At 64.2% G+C, this 26,398-nt stretch carries 15 protein-coding genes and 9 pseudogenes; 11 read left to right on the top strand and 13 right to left on the bottom strand.

All coding sequences use genetic code 11. The annotated features are described in order from the left end of the window. Window positions 1-2: 2 nt before the first annotated feature. From dhaL to BQ7477_RS08315, 3 genes are all read right to left on the bottom strand, one after another. The gene (gene dhaL / locus BQ7477_RS08325) at window positions 3-644 is read right to left on the bottom strand and encodes a dihydroxyacetone kinase subunit DhaL (protein WP_073983512.1); all 642 of its coding nucleotides are present in this window, start codon (window positions 642-644) and stop codon (window positions 3-5) included. 28 nt (window positions 645-672) lie between these two features. Further along, window positions 673-1,665 carry a dihydroxyacetone kinase subunit DhaK gene (gene dhaK / locus BQ7477_RS08320; protein WP_073983511.1) on the bottom strand — a complete coding sequence of 331 codons (993 nt, stop codon included), beginning with the start codon at window positions 1,663-1,665 and terminating at the stop codon, window positions 673-675. A gap of 117 nt (window positions 1,666-1,782) precedes the next feature. Continuing rightward, window positions 1,783-3,453, bottom strand: a complete 1,671-nt coding sequence (locus tag BQ7477_RS08315) for a bifunctional folylpolyglutamate synthase/dihydrofolate synthase (protein ID WP_073983510.1) — start codon at window positions 3,451-3,453, stop codon at window positions 1,783-1,785. Between the two features lie 238 nt (window positions 3,454-3,691). On the opposite strand from BQ7477_RS08315, the gene BQ7477_RS08310 reads away from it, so the two are divergent. Next, window positions 3,692-4,027 carry a hypothetical protein gene (locus BQ7477_RS08310; RefSeq protein ID WP_073983509.1) on the top strand — a complete coding sequence of 112 codons (336 nt, stop codon included), beginning with the start codon at window positions 3,692-3,694 and terminating at the stop codon, window positions 4,025-4,027. A 332-nt stretch (window positions 4,028-4,359) separates the two neighbouring features. Beyond that, window positions 4,360-4,839, top strand: a complete 480-nt coding sequence (locus BQ7477_RS08305) for a hypothetical protein (protein ID WP_073983508.1) — start codon at window positions 4,360-4,362, stop codon at window positions 4,837-4,839. 50 nt (window positions 4,840-4,889) lie between these two features. Here the strand turns inward: BQ7477_RS08305 and BQ7477_RS08300 are convergent. Then, a pseudogene (locus BQ7477_RS08300) lies at window positions 4,890-6,020 on the bottom strand (class I tRNA ligase family protein); the annotation flags it as partial. An 824-nt stretch (window positions 6,021-6,844) separates the two neighbouring features. Between BQ7477_RS08300 and BQ7477_RS08285 the strand changes: the two are divergent. Beyond that, the gene (locus tag BQ7477_RS08285) at window positions 6,845-7,324 is read left to right on the top strand and encodes a hypothetical protein (RefSeq protein ID WP_073983508.1); all 480 of its coding nucleotides are present in this window, start codon (window positions 6,845-6,847) and stop codon (window positions 7,322-7,324) included. A 118-nt stretch (window positions 7,325-7,442) separates the two neighbouring features. On the opposite strand, the pseudogene BQ7477_RS08280 reads toward BQ7477_RS08285, so the two are convergent. Next, a pseudogene (locus BQ7477_RS08280) lies at window positions 7,443-9,464 on the bottom strand (class I tRNA ligase family protein); the annotation flags it as partial. A 21-nt stretch (window positions 9,465-9,485) separates the two neighbouring features. Here BQ7477_RS08280 and BQ7477_RS08275 point away from each other — a divergent pair. Continuing rightward, window positions 9,486-10,325 (top strand): hypothetical protein, encoded by an 840-nt coding sequence (locus BQ7477_RS08275; protein ID WP_200783495.1) that lies wholly within the window; start codon window positions 9,486-9,488, stop codon window positions 10,323-10,325. Window positions 10,326-10,407: 82 nt separating this feature from the next. Here BQ7477_RS08275 and BQ7477_RS08270 read toward each other — a convergent pair whose 3' ends face one another. After that, window positions 10,408-11,040, bottom strand: coding sequence for an SDR family NAD(P)-dependent oxidoreductase (locus BQ7477_RS08270; RefSeq protein WP_073983507.1), 633 nt, complete (start codon window positions 11,038-11,040; stop codon window positions 10,408-10,410). 2 nt (window positions 11,041-11,042) lie between these two features. On the opposite strand from BQ7477_RS08270, the pseudogene BQ7477_RS08265 reads away from it, so the two are divergent. Continuing rightward, window positions 11,043-11,315 (top strand): annotated as a pseudogene (locus BQ7477_RS08265) (permease); the annotation flags it as partial. Window positions 11,316-11,565: 250 nt separating this feature from the next. Here the strand turns inward: BQ7477_RS08265 and BQ7477_RS08255 are convergent. The 5 genes and pseudogenes from BQ7477_RS08255 to BQ7477_RS08235 all read right to left on the bottom strand — a co-directional run. Continuing rightward, window positions 11,566-12,192 (bottom strand): annotated as a pseudogene (locus tag BQ7477_RS08255) (SDR family oxidoreductase); the annotation flags it as partial. A 63-nt stretch (window positions 12,193-12,255) separates the two neighbouring features. Next, complete coding sequence (locus BQ7477_RS08250; protein ID WP_073983506.1) at window positions 12,256-13,539, bottom strand: anaerobic glycerol-3-phosphate dehydrogenase subunit C; 1,284 nt, start codon at window positions 13,537-13,539, stop codon at window positions 12,256-12,258. After that, window positions 13,536-14,483, bottom strand: a pseudogene (gene glpB / locus BQ7477_RS08245) (glycerol-3-phosphate dehydrogenase subunit GlpB); the annotation flags it as partial. The gene BQ7477_RS08250 and the pseudogene glpB, both read right to left, overlap by 4 nt. Next, window positions 14,380-15,300 (bottom strand): annotated as a pseudogene (locus tag BQ7477_RS08240) (FAD-dependent oxidoreductase); the annotation flags it as partial. The pseudogenes glpB and BQ7477_RS08240, both read right to left, overlap by 104 nt. A 200-nt stretch (window positions 15,301-15,500) precedes the next feature. Further along, a complete protein-coding gene (locus BQ7477_RS08235; protein WP_073982757.1) occupies window positions 15,501-16,802 on the bottom strand; it encodes an ISL3 family transposase in 1,302 nt (433 codons plus the stop codon). 185 nt (window positions 16,803-16,987) lie between these two features. Between BQ7477_RS08235 and BQ7477_RS08230 the strand changes: the two genes are divergently transcribed. Then, complete coding sequence (locus BQ7477_RS08230) at window positions 16,988-19,027, top strand: M13 family metallopeptidase (RefSeq protein ID WP_073983505.1); 2,040 nt, start codon at window positions 16,988-16,990, stop codon at window positions 19,025-19,027. A 116-nt stretch (window positions 19,028-19,143) separates the two neighbouring features. After that, the gene (pepN, locus tag BQ7477_RS08225; RefSeq protein WP_073983504.1) at window positions 19,144-21,708 is read left to right on the top strand and encodes an aminopeptidase N; all 2,565 of its coding nucleotides are present in this window, start codon (window positions 19,144-19,146) and stop codon (window positions 21,706-21,708) included. 701 nt (window positions 21,709-22,409) lie between these two features. Here pepN and BQ7477_RS12680 read toward each other — a convergent pair. Continuing rightward, a complete protein-coding gene (locus BQ7477_RS12680; protein WP_159430588.1) occupies window positions 22,410-22,808 on the bottom strand; it encodes a hypothetical protein in 399 nt (132 codons plus the stop codon). Between the two features lie 35 nt (window positions 22,809-22,843). On the opposite strand from BQ7477_RS12680, the pseudogene BQ7477_RS12820 reads away from it, so the two are divergent. From BQ7477_RS12820 to BQ7477_RS12810, 3 genes and pseudogenes are all read left to right on the top strand, one after another. Beyond that, a pseudogene (locus BQ7477_RS12820) lies at window positions 22,844-23,191 on the top strand (N-acetylmuramoyl-L-alanine amidase family protein); the annotation flags it as partial. Then, window positions 23,189-23,557, top strand: coding sequence for a hypothetical protein (locus tag BQ7477_RS12815; protein WP_338072954.1), 369 nt, complete (start codon window positions 23,189-23,191; stop codon window positions 23,555-23,557). The pseudogene BQ7477_RS12820 and the gene BQ7477_RS12815, both read left to right, overlap by 3 nt. A 375-nt stretch (window positions 23,558-23,932) precedes the next feature. Further along, window positions 23,933-24,259: pseudogene (locus BQ7477_RS12810) on the top strand (ERAP1-like C-terminal domain-containing protein); the annotation flags it as partial. 670 nt (window positions 24,260-24,929) lie between these two features. On the opposite strand, the pseudogene BQ7477_RS12805 reads toward BQ7477_RS12810, so the two are convergent. After that, a pseudogene (locus tag BQ7477_RS12805) lies at window positions 24,930-25,262 on the bottom strand (CAP domain-containing protein); the annotation flags it as partial. Between the two features lie 755 nt (window positions 25,263-26,017). On the opposite strand from BQ7477_RS12805, the gene BQ7477_RS13055 reads away from it, so the two are divergent. Beyond that, window positions 26,018-26,260, top strand: coding sequence for a transposase-like zinc-binding domain-containing protein (locus tag BQ7477_RS13055; RefSeq protein ID WP_420884434.1), 243 nt, complete (start codon window positions 26,018-26,020; stop codon window positions 26,258-26,260). Window positions 26,261-26,398 lie beyond the last annotated feature (138 nt).

Raw genomic sequence — 26,398 nt, 5'->3', positions numbered from 1 at the left:
GCTCATGCCGCGCCACCCTCGGCTGCGGCACGCGCGGCGGCGCGCAAGATGAGCGAGGTGGAGACGGCTCCTGGGTCGAGGTGCCCGATGGAGCGCTCCCCCAGGTAGGAGGCGCGTCCCTTCGTGGCGCGCATCGGCTCGGTGGCGGCTGCTCCGGCCTCGGCAGCCGCAGCTGCGGCCTCCAGCACGACAAGCGCGTCGCCTCCCGCCTGAGCAGTCTCGCGCGCGGCGTCAAGAGCAGGACTCCAGGCATCGACCATGGTCTTTTCACCCGTGGTTGCCTTGCCGCGCGCTTGGATACCGTCCAGCGCTCCCTCGATGAGCGCAGCAACGCCCTCACCGTCCAGGTTGGCGCCTCCCGCGGCCTTCGATGCGCGCAGGAACGCCGTTCCATACAGGGGTCCGGCGGCACCGCCGACCGTGGACATGAGGGTCTTAGCGACCGTCTTCAGAATATCTGCGACGCTGTCCGGCTGGTCTTCGTGCAGGGCCGCAACGGCGGCGCGAAAACCGCGGTCCATGTTTTCACCGTGGTCGCCATCGCCGATCGCTCGGTCCAGGTCCACCAGGTAGTCGCGGTGCTCGGCGACAGTGGCCGCCGACGTCTCGATCCACCGCAGTGCCCACGCTGCATCAACGCTCATCGTCTCTCTCCTTGTTCCGCTCGGTCGTTTACTTCCAGGCCGCTGTGTCCACGGGCGCGTCAAAGAGGGCGAGGAGTTCGTCGTCGGCGCGCATAAGGGTGACGGACACACCGGGCATCTCCAGGCTGGTGACGTAGTTTCCGACCATCTGGCGGGCGATGCCAATACCGTCCTTTGTCAGGAGGGCCGCGAGGGCACGGAAACAGATGTAGAGCTCAGAGATGGGAGTGCCACCCATGCCGTTAACGAGGGCAACGACGCGCTCGCCTTCGCTCAGGCCGAGGTCGTCGCGCACGCGCTCGTAGAGTTCAGCGATGAGGGTATCGGCGCTTTCCATAGAGCCGCGGCGGTAGCCGGGTTCACCGTGGATGCCGATACCCAACTCGATCTCGTCCTCGCCCAGGTCGAAGGAAGGCTTGCCCGCATGGGGCACGGTGCAGGGGCCGAGCGCAAGGCCCATGGAGCGGGTCTGGTCGTTGACTTTCGTCGCAATGCGGGTGACTTCTTCCAGGGAGTCGCCGCGTTCGGCGGCAGCGCCCGCGATCTTCTCCACGAAGATGGTTCCTGCGACGCCGCGGCGGCCCGCAGTGTACAGGGAGTCTTCGACGGCGACGTCGTCATTGACGACGACCGTGGAGACCTGGATGTCCTCCATGTCGGCAAGCTCGGCTGCGGTCTCGAAGTTGAGGACGTCGCCAGTGTAGTTCTTGACGATATGGAGGACGCCCGCGCCGTGGTCGGCGGCCTTCGTGGCCTCCAGGATCGGATCGGGGGTGGGTGACGTGAAGACTGCGCCGGGCACGGCTGCGTCCAGCATGCCTTCTCCGACGAAGCCTGCATGCAGGGGTTCATGTCCGGATCCGCCACCGGAGACCAAGCCGACCTTGCCGTCAGCTTTCGGAACGGCGCGGGTGACGAAATCGGGCGAGTAGTGAACGTCGACGAGGTCGGGGTGTGCCAGGGCGAATCCCTCCAGGGTTTCGCGGACGACGGCGTGGACATCATTGACGAGCTTCTTCATGGTGCCTCCTTGCAAAGCGCTCATCTTTTCTTGTAGACCTCATCATCGTGCCACGTTTCACACAAAAACCCAACTGAGGCGGTCGCCGAATGGCGGCTGCCTCAGCTCACGGGCATGTCATCGTGGGGAGTGCCCTGCCAAGGCCAGCATTTCTCCGGCCAGCATGACTGAGCCAAACACAAGGATTCCGCTGCGATCCGCGGGCTGCGCCCCGGCCTCGGCGATCTCCGCTGCACGATCGACCGCATCGGCGAGCGAGTCGCGCACATCTACCCGGTCCGGTCCGAAGACCTCTTCGGCGACCTCCGCTAGGCGCGCAACGTCGGCCGCGCGCTCACCCGGCATCTGCGTGAGGACAAGGTGATCGAGGAAGGGTTCGACCTCAGACAGGACACCCTCAATGTCCTTGTCCCCCATGGCCGCGTACACACCCACGATGCGCGCGAAAGAGAAGGAGGACTCCACGGCTTCGCGCAGAGTGGCAGCGCCCGCGGGGTTGTGCGCCGCATCGACAATGATCGTGGGCGAATGACGTACGACCTGCATGCGTCCCGGGCTGGAGGCGTTCATGAGGCCCTGCTCGACGATGCGCCCGTCGAGGCCGCGCCCGCCCATGAAAGCCTCGACGGCGACGAGGGCGGCCGCCGCGTTGTGCGCCTGATACTGCCCGAACAGGGGGACGAAGACGTCTTCGTAGATCGCGGATGGCGTACGGATGGTGACCATCTGGCCGCCCACCCCCATCTGGCGGCCCACGACCTCGAAGTCGCGGCCCTCGACGCGCGCGATAGCGTCGACGGAGCGCGCCCGCTCGAGGAGGATGTCGAGGACGGCCTCTTCCTGCTTCATGATGACGACGATCTGGCCGGGCTTGATGATGCCGGCTTTTTCGCGCGCGATTTCCTCGATCGTGGAGCCGAGCCACTTGGTGTGGTCCAGGGCGATCGGTGTGATGACGGAGACCCCAGCATCGATGACGTTCGTGGCGTCCCAGCGCCCGCCCATGCCGACCTCGACGACGGCGGCGTCGACCGGGTAGTCCGCGAAGGCAGCGTACGCCATGATCGTGAAGACCTCGAAGAAGGATAGGCGCGGGCCGCCTTCCTCCTGGCTGCGCTCATCGACCATGCCGACGTAGGGTGCGATGTCCTCCCAGGCGCGCACAAAGCCCTCACGCGTGATCGGATGTCCTTCGAGCGAGACGCGTTCGCGCACGTCGAGCAGATGCGGGCTGGTGAAACGGCCCGTCTTCATGCCGAAAGCGGTGAGCAGCGAGTCGATCATGCGCGACGTGGAGGTCTTGCCGTTGGTGCCCGTGATGTGGATCGACGGGTAGGAGTTCTGCGGGTCACCCAGGATGTCGAGCGCGAGCTTCACGCGGTCAAGGGTCGGGTCGATGTCGTGCTCGGGGGCGCGCGCAACGATGGAGCGGTAGATCTCCTGCACGCGCGCATCCAGGGCCATGTCTTCCTCGGCGCGGGCGAGGGCGGCCTCGTGGGAGGCGCGCTCGTCGCGCGCCTCGGCGGCGTCGTCAGCGAAGTCGTCGTCCACCTCGCCCTCGATTTCGGCGAGGACGGAGGGGTCGGGACCTAACAGCAAGGAGTGTTCGACGAGGGCACGCAGGGCGGCCTCGCGTTCGCTCTCCTCGGCCTGCGGGTCGCTCGTCTCCCCCGCCTGGGTGTCCTCGACCTCGTCGGCCGCTTCCAGGTACGGGATCAGGTCGGCCGGGATGCCGCCGCGCTGGTCGTCGTGGGCGGGGTCTTGCCCGAAGAACGATTCGCCTGCCATGTGTCCTCCACTCGTCGCAGTGTCCCGGCCATTTTACCGGCCTGCGCAGCGCGGTCGGCCTGTTTCGCCAATCACGGCGCGTCCTCGCGACGCGCAGGTGAGAATTCATCAACGAGGCCGGGGCGGAGCGCACCCATCCTCTGTCCACGTGCGATGGCTTCCTTACCAAAGAGATTCCGTCGACACCACGTAACGGATAGGATCATTCCATCAAGATGGTCCCCCAAGGAGGCGGCACATGGGTACGTGGTTTAGTCGGGCATCCGAGATTGAGGAGCTGCGCGTCGAGAACCAGCGTCTGAAGGAACAGGTCGCGACCCTCGAGGCCCGCCTGCGCGCCGCGTACGCCGACGCGGGCGTCACGGCCCTGGCCGGATCTTCCTTCCCCGCTCCCGAAGCAGCGGCCCCCACGCCGGTTCCTGCTACCTCTTCCCCGGCCTCGTTGCCGGAACTGAACGCAGTGGAGATCCAGATGATCGCTGAGGGCAGGATGATCTACGCCGTCAAGAACTACAAGGACCGCACCGGCGTCGACCTTAAGACGGCGAAGGCGGCAATCGACGCCGCCAGGTAATCCTCGGCCAAGAGATGGCCGTTTCCCGGTTGGCGCTCACGCATGCGGATAGGTTGTGCTCTCGCGGATAGTTTATCGGGATGCGGATAGGTTATTAACCTATCCGCATTCTCGTAACCTACCCACATAATCGTCACCGAGCCTCCCGGGGGACACTGGAGGACTCCTAACGACAAAATATTCACGAGGCGACCTCCACATTCTCAGACTGCTTCACCGGTAAGCCCAACACGCCACCAACACAACAATTACGCATTAACTATTCGGGTTAGGGTGTCATCATCCGCACAGGCGAGCCGACCCATCACACATCAATTGCACCGGAGGAACCCATGAAACAAGCGATCATTTCTGCAGCGTGCATCATTGCACTCACTACCCTCGGAGCATGCTCAAGCACTACCGAGAGCTCGGCTTCGAACACACCACACCAGCAGGCCAGCACTGCCGCACCTACTACCGAATCTCCGGCCACGCCAGCAAACCTGACGGGCACCTGGCAAGAAAAGAACCCGAACGAAGACAGCTACCAGATCGCTAGAGTCACCGCCGACACCATCGAGATCTACTGGCACACTCCCGACAGTGACGCTCTGTACTGGGCGGGCAGCTACGTTGCCCCAACAGATTCTAAGACCCCATACACGTGGGATTCCGTCAACGATACAGAAAAAACCGGATCGGCAATTCTTGCATCCTCTGACGAGACCAAGACCTTCACCTACTCCGATGACACGATCTCCTACAGCGTGACCGCACTGGGAGTCACCAAGAAGGTCACCATGGAGCGGGCCGACATCGATGTTCCATAACGAAAAACCCATCTGATCGACACACAATGTTGGGGCCGGGAGGTTGTCCNACAGGTCCACATATCGTCTTCACCGAATGCGGGAGCCTGGTGGACCAGGCCGGTGCCGTCCGTCGTCGTCACGTAGTCGGCGGCGATGATGGACCAGCCGTTGGGGCCGGGGGCTCCGCCCTCGGCGCGGCGCTCGGGGGTGTCGAAGTAGTCGTAGATCGGGTGGTAATGGGTACCCACCAGCTCGTGGCCCTTGTAGGTGGCGACGACGGTCGGGTCCTCACCGAGTTCCTTCGCATACGCCGGGATCAGCTCGGTGGCGATCATGACACGCTCGCCCGCGAGGTTTCCCTCATGGTCGGAGGCAACCTCGACGAGGGAGTACTCGATCTGCGGGCCCACGGCGACGGCCGAGTTCGAGGGCAGGGTCCAGGGCGTGGTCGTCCAGATGAGGGCCAGCTCGGGGCGGGCCGAATCCTCGCGCAGCTTGGTCTCCAGGCGCAGGCCCACCGTCACCGTGTTGTCCGTGCGGTCCCGATAGATCTCGTCGTCCATCTTGAGCTCGTGGTTGCTCAGCGGCGTGCGGTCGTTCCAGCAGTAGGGCAGGACGCGGTGCCCCTGGTAGGCAAGGCCCTTGTCGTAGAGCTGCTTGAATGCCCACAGCACGGACTCGGTGTAGGACATGTCGAGCGTCTTGTAGTCGTTCTCGAAGTCCACCCAGCGGGCCTGGCGGGTGACGTACTCCTCCCACTCCTTCGTGTAGCGCAGGACGGAGGAGCGGCACGCAGCATTGAACGCCTCGATACCGACGCCGCCCTCACGGGTGATCTCGGTGACGTCCTCGATTCCCAGCTGGCGCTGCGCCTCAAGCTCGGCGGGCAGGCCGTGCGTGTCCCAGCCGAAGCGACGCTCGACGTGGTGTCCAAGCATGGTCTGGTAACGACCGACAACGTCCTTGATGTAGCCGGTCAGCAGGTGACCGTAGTGGGGCAGGCCGTTGGCGAAAGGCGGGCCGTCGTAGAACACGAATTCGTTGGAGCCGTTCTCGCCCGCGTCGCGCATCTGCACAGACTTGCGGAAGGTGTCATCGCTGGCCCAGAACGCCAGGGTGCCCTCTTCCATCGCGGGGAAGGAAGGGCTGGGGTCCACCTCGTCTTGCCGGTGGCGGGGGTAGAAGCCGTGCTTCGTCATGAGTGTCCTCGTCTCGCGCCTATACAGGGACGAGGACCGGCGTCGCCGGCACCCGCGGTACCACCCCGCTTGCCGCTCCCGTAGGTCGGGTGCGGCCGCTTCGTTGGGGCTGTGTCGGGCCCTCCCGTCCGGTTCTACTGGAGGGGACGAGGCCGTGGCCGGCTTTCGCGCTCCTCTTTCTTCCGGATGCTCCCCGGTGATACCCCGCTGTTGCGGGCCGGATCGTAGCGAGAACCCAGTGTAGCGAAGCGACTGCTCACGCGCCTACTGGGCGGGCGTCTGTCTGCCCACAGCGCAGCCCACCTCCCCCACATGCCCGGCCACGGCCTCGTCGCACCGGCGCGTGTGCGCGGGGACCGCGAAGCCCNACTGAACGCAGTGGAGATCCAGATGATCGCTGAGGGCAGGATGATCTACGCCGTCAAGAACTACAAGGACCGCACCGGCGTCGACCTTAAGACGGCGAAGGCGGCAATCGACGCCGCCAGGTAATCCTCGGCCAAGAGATGGCCGTTTCCCGGTTGGCGCTCACGCATGCGGATAGGTTGTGCTCTCGCGGATAGTTTATCGGGATGCGGATAGGTTATTAACCTATCCGCATTCTCGTAACCTACCCACATAATCGTCACCGAGCCTCCCGGGGGACACTGGAGGACTCCTAACGACAAAATATTCACGAGGCGACCTCCACATTCTCAGACTGCTTCACCGGTAAGCCCAACACGCCACCAACACAACAATTACGCATTAACTATTCGGGTTAGGGTGTCATCATCCGCACAGGCGAGCCGACCCATCACACATCAATTGCACCGGAGGAACCCATGAAACAAGCGATCATTTCTGCAGCGTGCATCATTGCACTCACTACCCTCGGAGCATGCTCAAGCACTACCGAGAGCTCGGCTTCGAACACACCACACCAGCAGGCCAGCACTGCCGCACCTACTACCGAATCTCCGGCCACGCCAGCAAACCTGACGGGCACCTGGCAAGAAAAGAACCCGAACGAAGACAGCTACCAGATCGCTAGAGTCACCGCCGACACCATCGAGATCTACTGGCACACTCCCGACAGTGACGCTCTGTACTGGGCGGGCAGCTACGTTGCCCCAACAGATTCTAAGACCCCATACACGTGGGATTCCGTCAACGATACAGAAAAAACCGGATCGGCAATTCTTGCATCCTCTGACGAGACCAAGACCTTCACCTACTCCGATGACACGATCTCCTACAGCGTGACCGCACTGGGAGTCACCAAGAAGGTCACCATGGAGCGGGCCGACATCGATGTTCCATAACGAAAAACCCATCTGATCGACACACAATGTTGGGGCCGGGAGGTTGTCCTCCCGGCCCCCGCGTATACGGGCGGGTGGGCTGCACCAATGCGCAGCCCACCCGCCTCAACAACAGCACTCAGTGCTTGGCGACGCTCACGGCGAGCTTGTCGCCGGCCTCAACCGTCAGAGACAGCGCAAGGGTCTCCGCGGCGATCATGTCGCGCCAGGCCTCCACGTCGGCCACGTGATCGGCGGGAACCGTCAGCGACAGGTCGATGCGGTCCGCGATGTGCAGGCCCGCGTTCTTACGCTCGTCCTGAACGGCGCGCACGACGTCGCGAGCGTAGCCCTCGGCCTCGAGCTCAGGGGTCAGCTCCGTATCGAGCACCACGAAGGTGCCCGACGCCAGAACGTCCGCGACCTGGCCCTCGGCGGCGTCCACCGAGGTGGACACCGAGAACATGTCGCCCGTGAGCACCAGCGGCGCCCCATCCAGCTCGACGGAAGCGAAACGGCACGCGCCATCGTCCGTGAGCTCCCACTCGCCCGCCTTCTGCGCCTTGAACAGCTGACTCGTCAGCTTACGAACCGCCGGCTCGAAGGCGCGCGGGTTCAGAGCGAGCTCGGTGCGGACGCTCAGGCCCGACGTCTCGGGAGAAGCGAACACCACAGACTTCACGTTGACCTCTGAAGCAATCAGATCCGCGAAGGGTTCCAGCGCCGCAAAATGCTCGGACACAACCTGCAAAGATGCCAAAGGCTGGCGCACGCGCAGCTGATGCGTCTTGCGCAGCGCGTGAGCCGACGACACGATCGAACGAACCTCGTCCATGGCGGCGACCAGCTCGGGGGCATCCACAGCCTCGTCGATAACCGGGAAGTCCGTCAGGTGCACGGATTCCCCGCCCGTCAGACCGCGCCAAATCTCCTCACTCAGCAGCGGCAGCAGGGGCGCCGCCAGCTCCATGAGCGTCACGAGAGCCGTGTACAGCGTGTCGAACGCGGCACCGTCCTCGTCCCAGAAGCGCTGACGCTGGGTACGCACGTACCAGTTCGTCAGGACGTCCAGGTAGTCGCGAATCGCATCGCAAGCACCAGCAACGTCATAGCCGTCCAGCGCGCCACGCACGTCCTGCGCGAGGGTGCGGGTGTGGGCCAGCAGGTAGCGATCCATCTGCGCCAGCGCGGCCACGGCCTCGGGCGACGACAGATCGAGGCGCTTGGCCTCGTAGCCCTCACCCTTGTTGCAGGCGCCCGCGTACAGCGTGAAGAAGTAGTACGTGTTCCAGATCGGCAGCAGCACCTGACGGACGGTGTCGCGGATCGACTCCTCCTTGACGATCAGGTTGCCGCCGCGCACGACCGGGCTCGACATGAGGAACCAACGCATCGCGTCGGAGCCGTACTTGTTGAACACCTCGGCCACGTCCGGGTAGTTACGCAGCGACTTACTCATCTTCAGGCCGTCGTCACCCAGCACGATGCCGTGGGAGACGCAGGAGCGGAACGCGGGACGATCGAAGAGCGCGGTTGCCAGGACGTGTAGCGTGTAGAACCAGCCGCGCGTCTGACCGATGTACTCGACGATGAAGTCGCCCGGGTAGTGGTTCTCGAACCACTCCTGGTTCTCGAACGGGTAGTGCACCTGTGCGAAGGGCATCGAACCGGACTCGAACCAGCAGTCGAACACGTCGGAGATGCGACGCATCGTCGACTTGCCCGTCGGGTCGTCCGGGTTCGGGCGCGTCAGAGAGTCGATGAAAGGACGGTGGAAGTCCGTCACTTTCACGCCGAAGTCGGCCTCCAGCTGGGCGATGGAGCCATAGACGTCCGTGCGCGGGTACGCCGGATCGTCCGACACCCACACGGGGATCGGCGCGCCCCAGAAGCGGTTACGCGAGATCGACCAGTCGCGCGCGCCCTCCAGCCACTTGCCGAAGATGCCATCCTTGATGTGCGCGGGGGTCCAGGTGATCTCTTGGTTGAGCTCCACCATGCGATCACGGATCTGTGTCACGCGAACGAACCACGAGGACACGGCCTTGTACATGAGAGGCTTGCGGCAGCGCCAGCAGTGCGGGTAGGAGTGCACGTAGGACTTCTCGCGCACCAGCACGGCGCGAATCTCGGGGGCGCGGCGCGCGATGGGGCCGCCCTGCNCGACACGACGGTCACCACCGTGCGGGCCATCGACCCGCAATCGGGCACGATCACGGCGACGCGTACCTTCACCTTCCCGAGCGAGTACCTGTCCGCACCGGGGTACATGTGCGAGTATATGCAGTGCTATTCCCCCGACTTCTCACGCATGATCGTCGCGAACAACGACGGCGAGAACGAAAAGGTAGCCGTGGTCTCCACGGACGGCACGCTCACCGTCCTCAACGACGCGATCCCCACGCCGAGCGGACACACCCCCGTGTCCAATCACTTCGCACAATTCGGTCCCGACGGAGCCATCTACGTGGCCCACATCGACAAGGACGCCGCATCGGATCGCGTCGGCACAATCTATCGTTTCCCCTCAGAAACTGAAGCGCCCGAGGCCGTTCCCACCGACTTCACGGTCGAAAACTACGCGCGATTCCAAGTCATGCCCGACCTGTCCATCCAGCGCACCAAGACCTCGATGTGGGTCGCCAACGAGGCCGGCGTCGGCTGTTTCGGCGCGGACGCCGTCACCCCCGACGGCACGTGCCTCACGATCGACCAGGGCACCATCTACTCCACGCCGGGCATGCCTCTCGCCCAGACCACCCCGGAGGACCAGACGCTGCTCGTTTCCAACTGGACGAAAGTCAGCCTGCCCGGCCTGGAGAGCACTCACACCATCGAAGGATGGCTAGCCGTGAGCCCCGACGGCACGCAGATGGCACTGTACGCGTCACCCAAGGACACCTACTCCGACCTCTCGCTACCCATCTTCGTCGCCCCCGTCGCAGGCGGCGACGCCACCCAGGTCACGACGACCACCGAGGATGTCCCGGGCGTCGTGCGCATCCTGGGCTGGACCAAGTAGAAGGAACGAGGCCGGGGACGCTCACCGCTCGCCGCGCACCAGCCCGCCCCGGCCTCGTTCCTACGCTGTGAGCGCGCGGACTCTACTGCGCGGCTTTCCTGGCCACGAGCGTGTTTGTCGCCTGGGCCACCGGGCGCACGATCATCGAGTCAATGTTGACGTGGGAGGGGCGCTCCAGGGTCCACACGATCGCCTCCGCAATGTCCTCGGCGACGAGCGGGGCGGCGACCCCCTCGTAGACGCGGTCGGCCGCCTCCTGGGAGCCGAGCCGGTTGAGCGAGAACTCTTCGGTGCGCACCATGCCGGGCGCGATCTCGATGACGCGCACGGGCTCGCCCACCAGTTCTTGGCGCAGCGTGTTGGCGATGATGCGCTCGGCGTGCTTGGCGGCGACATACCCCCCGCCTCCCGGGTAGGTGTCGTGGGCCGCGGTCGAGGTCAGGAAGACGAGGTCTCCCCCGCGCTCGCGCATCCCCGGCAGGAAGGCGCGCGTACAGTGCAGGGCCGTCATCACATTGCGCTCGAACATCGCGCTCCACCTCGCGGGATCACCCTCCGCCACGCGGTCGACGCCGATGGCACCGCCGGTGTTGTTCACCAGCGCGTCCACGGGGCCACCCTCCAGGATGTGGGCAGCCATCTGCTTCACCTGGGCTTCATCGGTCAGGTCCGCCGCCCAGTACTCGCAGCCGATCTGCTTCGCGAGAGCCTCCAAGCGCTNGCGGCGCGTTGGCCCTCATGATGGGGGCCGGTTTCGCCCTGTCCCTGTGTTCGTCCTCTGACGCGGTGATCGCGCGGTCGTTGGCGTCGTTGGCGCCGATAGGGGCCCTTTTGGGTTTCATGGTGTACGGGCCGATGATGGACGTGAAGAATGTGGCGCTTCTGGCCTCCCAGTTCCGTAGTGCCTTCGTGGTGCGCTTGTTCGTGACGGTGACAGTGGTTGCTGTTCTTGTCGTGGGCGGCGCTTGGTGGATGGGGGTCCTGTCGTGAAGCTCGTGGATCGCATCGCACCCGCGTTGGAGGCCCTCTCACTGGCTGGCTTGGGGGCCGCGCTGTTGTGGATGGCGCTGTCGGGTCGCTACGGCTCGTTCGTGCCGCCGTCGGCACGCCTGGGCATTATCGCGTCGGGCGTCGCCTTGCTGGCGTGTTCGTTGGCGTTGTCGTCGCGCCTGGGCGCGGGCGAGGGTGCGCATGGCGATGGGTCTGCCTCGTCGCGCAGGGGCCTGACGCGCTGCGTCGNGGCGACGAGCGGGGCGGCGACCCCCTCGTAGACGCGGTCGGCCGCCTCCTGGGAGCCGAGCCGGTTGAGCGAGAACTCTTCGGTGCGCACCATGCCGGGCGCGATCTCGATGACGCGCACGGGCTCGCCCACCAGTTCTTGGCGCAGCGTGTTGGCGATGATGCGCTCGGCGTGCTTGGCGGCGACATACCCCCCGCCTCCCGGGTAGGTGTCGTGGGCCGCGGTCGAGGTCAGGAAGACGAGGTCTCCCCCGCGCTCGCGCATCCCCGGCAGGAAGGCGCGCGTACAGTGCAGGGCCGTCATCACATTGCGCTCGAACATCGCGCTCCACCTCGCGGGATCACCCTCCGCCACGCGGTCGACGCCGATGGCACCGCCGGTGTTGTTCACCAGCGCGTCCACGGGGCCACCCTCCAGGATGTGGGCAGCCATCTGCTTCACCTGGGCTTCATCGGTCAGGTCCGCCGCCCAGTACTCGCAGCCGATCTGCTTCGCGAGAGCCTCCAAGCGCTCGCGACGCCTCGCCACCGCGACGACACTCCACCCCCGCTGGGCCAACAGGCGGGCGGTAGCCCACCCGATTCCGGTGGAGGCACCAGTGACAACAACGCGACGAGAGATGCTCATAGGCACACACTAATATCCCCGGGCGCGCATTGTCTCGCGCGCCCGGGGATACCGCGTGAGGCGTCAGCCGTTGGGCAGGCCGTATGCCTTGTGGATCAGCCAGATCGGGTGGACGACGTTCGCGCCCGTGGCCGTGCGCAGCTGCCAACGACACGTCTCCGTGTCGCAGGCCGCCAGCTCGGCGTTGACCTGCTTGATGAAGTCAAAGACGGGGGCGCCCACGGCCTGGGCGACCGCGTACTTCTCCTTCTTCATGCCGTAAGTACCCGCAATGCCACAGCAGGGCTGCTCGGAGTCCTTGACGGTCACGCCGGGAATCAGGCTCATCAGCTCGATGGCTGGCTTGCCCAGCCCCTGGGACTTGACCTGGCAGGGGGCGTGGTACGGGATGGTGACGTCGATGCGCTGGAAGTTGGTGTCCAGCTCGCCCTTGTCGTACAGGTGCAGCAGGAATTCGCTGATGTCCCACATGCGCGAACCCACATCCGTGAGCTCGGGCGTGTCCATCTCCAGGATCTCGTGCGCCTCGTGGCGCAGCATGCCCGCGCACGAGCCGGACGCGGAGATGATCGGGGCATCACGGTTGACGCTGCGCAGGTCGTTCGTCAGCTTCGAGACGTACTTGCGCGCGTCCTTGTACAGGCCGTTGGACTGCAGGGCCAGGCCGCAGCACCCGTGCTTGGGGACCAGGACCTCGTAGCCGAGGTGCTCGAGGACCAACACGGAATGGATGGAGGTCTCCACCTCGAAGTACTGACCGGCGCAGCCGTGGAAGAAGATCACCTGGCCGCGCGTGCCAGAGTTCGGCAGCGGCTTGTGCTTCTTGAACCAGCCCTCGAACGTGCGCCCGTAGGCGCGCGGCATCGGCGCGGAGCGGTGCACGCCGATGATGGCCTCCATCGCCACGCGGATCGGCTTGACGTCGAGCGCCCAGTTCGCGATGGGGGCGACCGGGGTCATCATGGTGCCAATCAGCGAGGTTCGCCCGATGAGGCGGTCGCGCATGGGGATGCCGTGGGCTTCCTTCATGGCGGTGCGCCTGTGGTGGATGATCTCGGTGACCTTCACGCCCTGGGGGCACACGAGCGAGCAGGTGCCGCACGAGGAGCAGTAGTCGATGGACTTATCGACCATCTGCCCGTCCTTGCGGAAGCGCTCGGCCTGCGGGCCGGAGTACTTCGGGCCGCCGAACAGGTCGGTGACGCGCATGACGGGGCACTGGGTCTCGCAGATCGTGCACTTGACGCAGGCATCCAGGCTGGCGCGCAGCGCGGCGTCACCCTCCAGGGAGAACATGTCGGCTTCTTCCACGCCCGGTCCCATCAGCGTTGACATTTCCAGGGTCATTTCAGCTCCTCCACGATCGCGTCGACGGCGGCCAGAGCGCTGGCCAGAGCGATGCCTTCACCGCTCTTTTCGCGCCAGCGGGTGGCGCCGGCCAGGTTGCCGCCCGCGGCAAACAGGTTGGTGTACACGGCCTTGCCGTTTTCGTCGACGACGCGCATCGAGTCGTCGACGGCCAGGCCGGCCAGGAACAGGGGCTGTTCGTCGCCCCAGAAGTCGGCGTGCAGCAGCTGACCGGTGGGGCCCATGACGGGCAGAGCGCACACAGTGTCGCGCACGACGCCATAGGAGTCCAGCTCCAGGGCGCCGGACTCGAAGCCGCCGGCAGCCAGGATGACGGCGCGCGTCTCGACGCGGGTGGCCCGTCCTGCGCTGGCGTACTCGACGGCCTGAACGCGCCCGTGCGCGCCGTGCAGGGCCTTGAGGGGCGAGCCGAGGATGACGCGCGCCTTGGCGCTCGCCATGCGAGTCAGCAGTGCGTTCAGGCGCATACCGGGCACCGACGGGGGCTGGACCGGGATCTCGAAGACCGGGTGTCCGAGCTTATCCGCCAGGTCCCGCCACGCTCCCGGATCGTCGAGGCCGAGGACCGCGGGCAGGCCCACGATCTCGCCCTCTTCCAGCAGGGGACGAATCTGGGCAGCCAGGCGCGCCCGATTCTCCTCGTGGTCGAGGCTGCGCGCGTGCACGGTTCCCACGGAGTCAACCTCCCCATCGCGCACGACGTAGTCGACACTCAGGGCGCGGGCCTTGATCGGGGCACCGTCGGGGCCGCTTTGGCGCGAGAGGTTCTCGGCGACGAGGCTGGGGTAGAAGTCCTTGAAGCGCGCCAGGCCCACGATCGCGTAGCGTTCGCCCGCCCGGGGGATTCCGGCCTGCATCGAGGGGGGAATCAGGCAGGTGGGGCGCAGGGCACCGACACCGGCGGGGATGCGCACGTTGCGCGTNGTCAGACTTGAGGTCGGTGGTGCCGATGATGCACACCGTGTGGTCGGGCACGAGGATGTCGCCGTCGGCGGGCCACACGCAGCGGTTGATGACCGAGTGCGTGAGGCGGTGGTTCATGGCGATCATGATGCCGGCGCCAGCGACGACGTCGACGCCGTGGCAGTCGGCCATGCCCGCGATTGTGCCGGCCCAGGGGCCGCCGCAGTTCAAGACGAAGCCGCATTCGATGCGAACGTCCTCGCCACCTCGCTCATCGTGAACGATGACGGCTGAAATACGGTCTTCTTCACGCTCGATGGCGGTCACGCGGTGGTAGGTCAAGATCTGCGCTCCATAGGCCTGGGCGGAGCGGATGGCTCCCCACGTCATCTGCCAGCCGTCGACCGTTCCGTCCTGAACAGCGAACGCGCGCTTGATGCGCGGGTCCAGTCGGGGTTCGCGTCGCAGTGCCTCGGCGATGGAGATTTCCTCCGCTGGCACCTTTGCGGCAGCGGCGCGGGCCAGGAACTGGTCCGCGTAGTCTTCATCGTCGTGAGCGGTCACCACGAAGAGGCCGCCGGTGGCCTCGATGGCGTTAGCGTTGATGCGCTTGACGATCTCGTTTTCTTCTGCGCATTCTGTGGCCGACTCGGGGTCGGAGGCGATGTAGCGTGCACCGGAGTGGAGCAGGCCGTGGAAGCGGCCGGAGGTCCCCTGAGCAATATCGGCCCGGTCGACGAGGACAGCTGAGAAGCCGCGCATCACGACGTCGCGGACGACGCCGGCACCGGTGGAGCCGCCACCGATGACGCACACGTCAGTGCGAAGTGTCTTCACCGTGTTATTTCCCTTCACGTCTTCATGAGGATGTGCCTCATTGCGCTTACTATTCTGCCCCCTCCATCCCCATCTGAACGAATTCACACTGGCCAATGCACAAATGTGCACGCTCAGTGTGCGCGAAAGTACCATTCGCACTTTCGCCCCAAAATTCCCCAAGAAACCACGAATAACGGCCTATAAGCGGCTCTTCGCATTTAAGGGTGTAGGAGGTGTTGGAATCCGCCGGAGTGGAGGAGGCAGCGTAGGCGGTAGTTTCGGTGGTTGATGAATCCTTGGGCGATGCCGCGGAGGTGTTCGAGGCGTCCGTTGATGGCTTCGGTGGGGCCGTTGCTGGTGTGGGGGTGGTCGAAGTAGGCCAGGATGTCCCTGGCTCTGCGTTTGAGGGTTCTGCCCATGCGGGCTAGCTCGATGCATGTGTGTGGCAAGCCCGGGCGGGTGATCGTCGTGATGAGCTGGCGGAGGGTGTTTTTGCCGCGCCTGGGGTCACGATCACGGTAGGCTGCTAGGAGGTCCTGGTAGATTCTCCAGGTGGTGTGCACGTCAGCGTGGTTGGGGCAGGCGAATAAAGCATCCAAGCGCGCCTGGGATGTGTCGGTGAGGATGTCAGTGCCGGTCAGGAGCGTTTTACGGGCCGCGTACAAGGGGTCACCCTTGCGGCCGCGATGCCCCAGGGTTTCTTGCTGGACGCGCTGGCGGCACTGCTCTAGGGCGTCGATAGCGATATGAACAACATGGAAGGGATCCATCACCGCCACCGCCCCTGGAAGCTGGCTGACTGCTGCGCTTTTATAGCCACTGAACCCATCCATCGCCACGATCTCGATGTTGTCCTTCCATTCTTGGGGGCGCGCGGCCAGCCAGGAAGACAAGACGCGTTTGGAGCGGCCTTGCACCACGTCCAGGAGGCGGGCCGGGCCAGTATGGTCGCGCACAGGGGTCAAGTCCACGATCACCGTGGCGTACTTGTCCCCACCCCGATGACGCCACACGTGCTCATCAACCCCAATGACGCGCACGCCTTCAAAGCGAGTCGAATCCGCGAGCAGGAGTTCGTCGCCATAGGCCAGTATCGCCTCGTTGGCAGTATGCCAGGCTACCGCCAGGTGAGCGGCGATCCGGTTCATGGACATATTGTCAGCGATCAAGCACACAAGCCCCCAGCGCAAGGCCCCAAAGGAGAGCTTGGCGCGCGGGGGAGCCGCCTGGCTGATGTCATCACACCAGAAATGAGAACACACGCGACAGTGGTAACGTCCCACATACACCACCAGCGTCGTGGGCTGATGCCCCCGCGGTTCGTGCGCTAAGCGCCGGGTACGCGACCCCAGCGAATACCCCGGGCGCCCACACCCTGGACACAGCCGAACAGGATTAGCCACACGGCACTTCAGGACGAACCCACCCCCTTGGCAGCACATCCCCACAGCCACCAAGCCCAGCTCCTCCAACCCGCAATAAATCGTCATATCCGGAGCAGAAAAGGTAGCATTAGACATGTCGGGGCCTCCCAGCGTTTGAAGTGTTGCAACCTCAATCATCGGGCAGGCCCCGACCCCATGCCAACACCACCCCCCACACCCCAAAATGCGAAGAGCCCTATAAGCCTCACGTAAATCGCCTGTCGCGTCGGAGAAATGCCTAGGCCACGCACAAAGCCCCCAAAACAACCTACAGTTATGGCATGACGAACACACTGCTCGCACGCGTCCTCGAAACCGCGAACATGGACCGCACCGTGCGCCCCCAAGACGATTTTTATCGCCACGTGAACGGCACGTGGCTGGCGACCCACGAAATTCCCGCCGACCGTCCCATGGACGGCGCATTCCATGCACTGCGCGATGCCTCCGAAAAATATGCCCGCACAATTGCTCAGGACGCAGCAGCCGGAAGACTCGACGACCCGGACGCGCAGCGCATCGCGGTCCTGTGGACGCAGTTCCTCGACGAAGACGCTATCGAGGCCGCCGGCAGCGCTCCCCTGCACGCCGACCTAGAATTCATTGAGGCATGCACGAGCCGCGACGAACTGGCCGAGGCCATGGGTTTCCTCATGCGCACTGGCATTGGTGGCCTCGTCGGCGCCTACGTGGGCACCGATCCGCACGATTCCTCCGCCTATATGGTCTCCCTGGTCCAGTCCGGTATCGGTCTGCCCGACGAGGCCTACTACCGCGAGGAGGATTATGCCCCAATCCGCGACGCATACATCGCCCACACCGCTCGACTCCTCTCCCTGGCGGGTATGCCCGACCCCGAGGGCGCGGCACGGCGCATCATGGCTCTGGAAACGGCCATCGCCTCGCACCACCGCGACTCGGTCTCCAACCGTGATCCACTCCTGTCTGACAATCCAACCCTGTGGAGCGAGCTCACGAGGCTCGCGCCTGGCTTCGACTGGGACGCGTGGGCGCGCGGAGCCCACATGCCCGTCTCCGGCCTCGTCGTCAACGTCGACCAGCCCGACTACCTGCGCGGTGCCGCCTCCCTGTGGGAACACACCGACCTGGCCACCCTCAAGGAGTGGCTGAGCGCGTCAGCCATCGACGCGCGCGCCTCCCTGCTCTCGGCCGACTTCGTCCAGGAGAACTTCGACTTCCACGGCCGCACCCTGGCGGGCACGCAAGAGCTGCGCCCGCGTTGGAAGCGCGCGCTGTCGCTCATCGAGTCCTACCTGGGCGAGGCCATGGGGCGCGCCTGGGTGGCCCGCCATTTCCCACCCGACGCGAAGGACGCGATGGACGCGCTGGTGGGCCGCCTCCTTCACGCATACGGAGAATCGATTCGCAGCCTCGACTGGATGAGTGAAGAGACGAAGGAGAAGGCGCTGGCCAAGCTGGCGACCTTCAACCCGAAGATCGGCTACCCCGTCAAGTGGCGCGACTACTCGACGCTGCACCTGGACCCGGCCGCTACGCTCGTGGACAACATCCGCGCCGCCAGCGCCCACGCCACCGACCGCGAATGGGACAAGCTCGGGTGCCCCGTCGACCGCGACGAATGGTACATGACGCCCCAGACCGTCAACGCCTACTACAACCCCACGCAGAACGAAATCGTGTTCCCCGCCGCAATCCTCCAGCCCCCGTTCTTTGACGCCCAGGCCGATGACGCAGTGAACTTCGGCGCAATCGGCGCGGTCATCGGCCACGAGATCGGCCATGGCTTCGACGACCAGGGCTCCCGCTACGACGGTCGCGGTAACCTGTCGAACTGGTGGACCGACGAGGACCGCGCCGCCTTCGAGGAACGCACCCACGCGCTCATCGGACAGTACGACGTCCTCACGCCCTCTGTCCTCTTGCCCTCCGAGGACAATAAGGAAGAGAGCGGCGACAGCGAGGAAAGCGTCGAACGCTCGCTCCCCCACGTTAACGGCGCCCTAACCATCGGTGAGAACATCGGCGACCTGGGCGGCATGACGATCGCCTGGAAGGCGTGGGTGGCAGCCCTGGCCGAGCAGGGCCTCACCCCGCAGACCGCCCCCGTCATCGACGGCATCAACGGTCCCCAGCGCTTCTTCTTCTCCTGGGCACGCGCGTGGCGCACGGCAACCCGTCCACAATTCGCCCGCCAGATGCTGGCCATCGATCCTCACTCCCCCGCCGAATTCCGCTGCAACCAGGTACTGCGCAACCTCGACGCCTTCGCCAACGCATTTGGCGTCAAGCACGGGGATGGCATGTGGCTCGACCCCGCCCAGCGCGTCACCATCTGGTAAAAGCGTGTCCCAGCCGACAAAATTCGGCCCGCCACGCGCATCCACCTACAACACATGACACCATAGGAATGTTAGGCGCGATAGCGCCCCCCATTCCATCGACGGAAAGGCACCCCATGCCAGGCCTGAACCTCACCCGAGAGGAAGCAACCGAACGCGCCTCAATCATCCCCTCAGTGACGCGCTACGAAATTTCCCTGGACCTCACGCGCGGCGACACCGACTTCGGTTCTTTTACCCGCATCGAGTTCGACGCGCGCGAAGGCGCCTCCACGTTCGCGGACCTCGTCTCCACCAACGTTCACTCGATTCGCCTCAACGGCAACGCCCTCGACCCCTTCACCGTCCACCAGGACAACCGCATCGCCCTGGAGAACCTGGCAGAACACAACGTGCTCGAGGTGGACGCGTCCTGCCAGTACATGCACACGGGCGAGGGCCTGCACCGCTTCGTCGATCCCGCGGACGGCCAGGCCTACACCTACTCCCAGTTCGAGGTTCCGGACGCGCGCCGCGTGTACACGACCTTCGAGCAGCCCGACCTGAAGTCGACCTTCACACTGACCGTGAAGGTCCCCAAGGGCTGGAAGGTCTTCTCCAACGCGCCCACCCCCTCCCCCGAGGAAGACGGCGACGCGTGGACCTACCGCTTTGCGACCACGGAGACGATGTCCACGTACATCACCGCGATCGTCGCCGGCCCCTACCAGGGCACCACTGCCTCGCTCACCTCCTCCGACGGGCGCACGATCGACCTGGGCGTCTACGCGCGCGCGTCGATCGTCGAGCACCTGGACGCCGAGGAGATCATCGACATCACCCGTCGCGGCTTCGAGTTCTTCGAGAGCGCCTACGGCATCGCCTACCCCTTCACGAAGTACGATCAGATCTTCGTGCCCGAGTACAACGCGGGTGCCATGGAAAACGCGGGCTGCGTAACTTTCCGCGATGCCTACGTGTTCCGTACGCGCCCGACCGAGGCCCAGATGGAGGCTCGCGCCAACACGATCCTGCACGAGCTGGCGCACATGTGGTTCGGCGACCTGGTCACCATGAAGTGGTGGAATGACCTGTGGCTCAACGAGTCCTTCGCCGAGTTCATGAGCCACCTCGCCCTGGCCGAGGCCACGAAGTACACCGAGGGCTGGACCGGCTTCATGGTCCGCAAGGACTGGGGCCTCAAGCAGGATCAGCTGCCCACCACCCACCCGATCACGGCCGAGATCCGTGACCTGGCCGACGTCGAGGTCAACTTCGACGGCATCACCTACGCCAAGGGCGCCTCCGTGCTGCGCCAGCTCGTCTCCTACGTGGGGCGCGACGCGTTCTTCGCGGGCCTGCACGAGTACCTGACGAAGCACTCCTACGCCAACGCCACGCTGGATGACCTGCTCTCCGAGCTGGCGGCCGCGTCGGGCCGTGACCTGGCGGCCTGGTCGAAGGTGTGGCTGGAGGAGGCCGGCGTGACCCTCCTGCGCCCGGTTATCACAACGGGCGAGGACGGTGTCATCGAGCGCCTCGAGGTCGTCCAGGAGGCCTTCTCCGAGGGCGCCTCCCTGCGTCCGCATCGCCTGGGCGTCGCCGGCTACTCGCTGACCGAGGAGGCCGCGCTGGCCCAGGTCTTCCGCGACGAGTTCGACGTGGATGGCGCGTCCACGATCGTCGAGGCGGCCGCCGGCATCGCCCGTCCCGACTTCATCCTGGTCAACGACGGCGACCTCGGATACGCGAAGGTTCGCCTGGACGAGCAGTCGCTGGCCTTCGCGATCTCCAACATCACGAAGTTCACGGACTCCCTCACGCGCGGCGTCGTCATGGCCTCCGCGTGGGATATGACCCGCGACGGCGAGATGCCCGCCCGCGATTACCTGAACCTGGCGCTGACCTCGATCCCGGTCGAGGACAACATGAGCCTGCTCATGCTGACGCTGCGCCACATCGACGAGGCCGTGCGCACCTTCGTCGCACCGCAGGCTCGCGCAGAAGCTGCCGAGGATACAGGGCGTCGCCTGCTCCTCCTGGCCCGCACCGCTGCCTCCGGGTCGGATGCGCAGCGCATGCTCGTGGCCGCAGCCGCACGCAACGCGACCAGCACCGAGCAGTTCGACGCCATCCGCGGCCTCTTCGACGGCACGCAGACGCTGGACGGCCTGGACCTGGATGTCGATCTCAAGTGGGGCCTGCTCCTCTCCCTCGTGCGCGGCGGCGCCGCCACCGAGGCCGACATTGATGCCCTTGAAGCCATTGACGACACGATGACCGGTCACCAGAACGCAGCAGCCTGCCGCGCAGCGCGCTCCGGCGAGTGGATCAAGGCCGACGTGTGGGACAAGGTCCTGACCGATACCTCGATCCCCAACGACACCCGCTGGGCGATGATCTCCGGTTTCTGGGCGCAGGCTCGCAGCACGCCCTCCGCCTATGCCTCCTACGTCGGCGAGTACTTCGATGCCCTGACGGACATCTGGGAGCGTTTCACCTTCCACACCGCCGAGGACCTCACGACGCTGCTCTTCCCGACCGCGCTCGCCGGCTACGCGCCCGAGGTCGACGTGGTTGCAGCAGGCAAGGCGTGGATCGAGGCTCACGCCGACGCATCCGCCGGAACGCTGCGCATCATCCGCGAACTCATCGACGTATGTGAACGTCAGATCGCCAACCAGGCGGTGGACGCAGACTGAGAACATCGCATACAAGCGCCCGGGGTGGTCACAGCTACCCCGGGCGCTGTCTGTTCTCTTCTCAGCGTGTGAATGCATAAGGGAACACCCGCCTCGTTGATAGGACGTTATCGCGTTATCAGCCATAGCGCGGGAATGAGAATCGGCTTCGGTAGTCTCTCGCCTGGGCATCTGCAGAAAGGGACGGTCACGCACAGCAAAGTGGTCCAACCCGCCAGTGGAGATGGGGCGAGTCCGCGCCATGGCGCGCAAAGTACGACTGGCGACGCAGACTCAGGTAACGATCGCGAAACGATACGTGTTGATCAGTCGAATGAGTGCGGTGCCCTCTTGTCGAGCAAGGGGGGAGGCAACTCTGCGTGACGATGGCGTCGGCATCATCGAGAGCTGGCGAGGCTCCCGTCTTAGCGCCACCGACTGTTGAACAATACCAACCTGCTGGTTAGTGGTGCAGTGAGTCCTACAGTATTTAGTTACGTACATCACACTACATGGGTTACCCAGTGGTCACTCTTAGGCAACTTAAGATACGTCGCTAACATTTAATCAATAACTGCCAAGCTATCGACCGGTTAGCTGATTAACGAATATCCGCATTAACTGAATGGAAAGCTAGACTCGCGACAACTCTTATCGCTTGATTTGTAACAAACTGTCGTACATACTCGACAAGTGACCGTCGTAGGTTCACCCCGACGACACTAATGATGTGTGGATATGTCACGGCACGTGACACATTCGTCTTCGCCATTCTTCCCGAGAGGAAACAATATGCGTGCCTCCAATCTTCGCCGCGCCGCCATTGCGACGCTGAGCGCTGCCGTTGTCTCGGCTGGCATCATCCTGCCGACGTACGCTGATGACACTCCTGCTCCCGGAGCAACCAGCCCAGTCGCGTCCGAGCCGACCACGCCCGGCAGCGAGCCCAGCACGCCCGGCAGCGAGCCCAGCACGCCCGGCAGCGAGCCCAGCACGCCCGGCAGCGAGCCCAGCACGCCCGGCAGCGAGCCCAGCACGCCCGGCAGCGAGCCCAGCACGCCCGGCAGCGAGCCCAGCACGCCCGGCAGCGAGCCCAGCACGCCCGGCAGCGAGCCCAGCACGCCCGGNCGGCAAGAGCTACCCGAAGAGTGTCGTCCAGAAGATCGACGGCAAGACCTACCGTTTCGACGAGAATGGCTACATGGTCACCGGTTGGTACAACAATGACGGCAAGTGGGAGTACTACCAGCCGTCCGGCGCTCAAGGGATCGGCTGGCAGGCTGTCGGCGGCAAGCTCTACTTCCTCGGTGAAGACGGCACCATGGCTACCGGTTGGACCAAGCAGGGTGATGACTGGTACCTCCTGAACGAGTCCGGCTCTCTGGTCACCGGCTGGACCAAGCAGGGCAACGACTGGTACTACCTGGAGGAAACCGGCAAGATGGCGACCGGTTGGAGCCAGGTCGGCGGCACCTGGTACTACTTCAAGGACAAGGGAGAGATGGTCACCGGCTGGACCAAGCAGGGTGATGACTGGTACCTCCTGAACGAGTCCGGCGCCATGGTCACCGGCTGGACCAAGCAGGGCAACGACTGGTACTACCTGGAGAACAGCGGCAAGATGGCGACCGGCTGGAGCCAGGTCGGCGGCACCTGGTACTACTTCAAGGACAAGGGAGAGATGGTCACCGGCTGGACCAAGATCGGTGATGACTGGTACCTCCTGAACGAGTCCGGCGCCATGGTCACCGGCTGGGTTAAGCTCGGCTCAACCTGGTTCTACCTGCAGTCTTCCGGCAAGATGGTGACGGGTCCCGCCTACATCAACGGCACCTGGTACCAGTTCGCCAGCGACGGTTCGCTGATCTGATCGCCCATCGGTGAATAGCTGTATCTCTCAGCGACGTCACCGAATCACACACACAAAGAGAGGTCCGTCTTCGTTCATTACGAAGACGGGCCTCTCTTACCGCGAACTATTTCAGTTCTTAGCACGCCGCGACGCGACGAGCGCACCAATGCCGGCGACTAGGACAGCCACTGCACCAACCGCAACCCACACGGCGGATGAACCCGTCGCTGCGAGGGTCTGCACACGTACGTTGGAGGGATTCGTGCCTTCATCCGATGCCGGTGCTGGAGCCGAGGGGGCGGGTGCCGGGGTCGAGGGGCCGGGTGCCGGAGCCGACGGCGTGGGGGTGGATGGGGTGGACTGGCTGGGTGCCGGGGTCGAGGGGCCGGGTNCGAGCAGTCGCTGGCCTTCGCGATCTCCAACATCACGAAGTTCACGGACTCCCTCACGCGCGGCGTCGTCATGGCCTCCGCGTGGGATATGACCCGCGACGGCGAGATGCCCGCCCGCGATTACCTGAACCTGGCGCTGACCTCGATCCCGGTCGAGGACAACATGAGCCTGCTCATGCTGACGCTGCGCCACATCGACGAGGCCGTGCGCACCTTCGTCGCACCGCAGGCTCGCGCAGAAGCTGCCGAGGATACAGGGCGTCGCCTGCTCCTCCTGGCCCGCACCGCTGCCTCCGGGTCGGATGCGCAGCGCATGCTCGTGGCCGCANGACGTCCTTCTTCTGATCGGCGGGCTTAGCAGGATCGTAGGAACCGGCGCTCGTCATGCAACGCGTTACCGCGTTGCGGTACTCCTCCGCCGTGAGATAACGGCCAGACTGATCTGTCCCTTGCATCGTCACACCGCCGTCCTTTTCAGGGCGAACGGAGGTATCAGCAGCAATAGCATCGGCAGTCGTGTCGAGTTGGGCGTCAATGTCGGATAGACTCTGCGGCGACTGCTCACTGGACGGGTTTGCTAGATAGTCATCCAATGCTGCCTGTGCGGCATCAACGTTCGCTTGCGCAGCGGCGACAGCCTGATTATCAACTGTCGCATCATGCGCGCCTGCGGAGGCGGCTGCAGAGGCCGCAGGAGCGTCAGCCCCGGCCTTTGTAGGAAGTTGGTTCACATCGACGGGAAGAACTACGCCAGGAAGGGCGCCGACCAGATTCTGCCAGGAGTTCGCACGCTGTTCGTCACCAGATCCAGCCAAGCCTGACACGTAATTCGTATTGTCTGCCACGAATGCCGCGCCGTCGAAACCGTAGGCCGAGGCTGCATCGCCAGTCGTATGGAAGCGCGCGGTATCAACTCCGCTGCCAGAGATGGCATAGAATTTCTGAGTCCCGTAGATACGAGTGAACTGGCCGTGCTTGGCGATGTGCACACCAACGCCGACAACGTTGTTGCGAGCGAGCATGTTCTTGTCATGGCCAGGGGAATTCTTCCACTGATCGAAGAGCGCATTCGCGGCCTGCATCGGGTCCTTGGTCGTCCCGTAAGCTCCCCATTTGTCACCGAAGTTTTCGCGGTAGTTGTAAGCGATATTCTCTCCAGCGTAGCTGGTTTCACCGCCGTCAAGGGTCACGCCGTTCCAATACTTCCACGTTGGATCGTGACTGAAGTCGTCTGTATCGGACATATGCTGGCTCCATGAACGAGAGTCGCTAGTCAGCGTATCCGAAACAACCAATTCCGGAAGACCAGCGTTAACTCGATAGGCGTTCATCTTCTGAACGACCAGCACCTCGATAATCTTTGCCTGGGTGGCATCGTCGACTTGCGACCAGTCAACCCAGCCCAGTGCGCGGCTTACCGTGTCAACGTCCGTCGTGTTGTCGGCGACCGTTGAGGCCGTAGCGTTCACGGCGCTCTGTTGGGCGGCAGCGAGTGAGGCCTTCGCGGCGTCGAGAGCGTCGCGCAGCTCAGTTTCCCGATCAGAACCGGTCGCAGAGGGGGTCGAGGCACCCGCAGCGCCCGCAGCGTAGCTGGCGAGAAGCGGGTTGTATTCAGATGTAATGCGCGGCTCCGCGCCCGTGAGTGCCGCACAGAATCCGTCCTGGCTGGCTTGATTCCCCTCAGCGAGAGAGGGAATTACGACGAGTGAGGCTGCGATCGTTGTGGCGGCGAGAACGACCGAGGTGTGGGTTCGGGTGAGCTGGAACGACATCGACTATCGACCTAACACTATGAAACAAAGACAGGTAAATCTTTCCACGCGGTACGCTCACAATCAACTTTTTTCAGTAAGCAATTACCAATGAATATACGCAATTCCAGGCCTTTTGAGATTTGACAGGTCTTGAACATTCCACATAGCGATACCAAATCGTTATATTTACCACCCAGTTACGGACTATCGGTCACGAACGTGGTGCTTAAGTTCCGGGTTTAGGTTGGGATTGCGGGCGAAAGTCGCTGTTATTTAGGTTCGGGCGGTTAATCGCGCAGCTTCCTTGACTTTCTGGGGTGATCGTGTAGTGGGTGAGAACACGATCGAATCGTGCTCGGCGTTGCCCGGTGTGCGCTGTGCCGATGAAGAAGAATGGACACACCGCGGCGGGCGCTCAACGGTGGAAATGCACCTCGTGCGCCCTGTCAACCACATGTCCATCAGGGCGTGCGCGCCGACACGAACAAGCCGATGAGCTGGCAGACTTCATCGCGTGGGCGACGTCTCGGCACACCCAAGACGAACAGGAAGGCTCAGCNGGACGCGCCCACTAGACCCACGACACGCCGTCTAAAGCACCACGTTTGCGCCTATAGCCCCCAGTTACTTACCGGACCAAAAGTCCAACTGTGACCGCAGCCTAACATTTTAGGTATTCGGAGACACATTAGACTCTCCTGCTTGACCTACAG

This window comes from Actinomyces bouchesdurhonensis, from assembly GCF_900128465.1.
Lineage (GTDB): Bacteria > Actinomycetota > Actinomycetes > Actinomycetales > Actinomycetaceae > Pauljensenia > Pauljensenia bouchesdurhonensis.
Note: the sequence above shows the minus strand (reverse complement) of the source record. Positions and strands in the feature narration are given on the sequence as shown.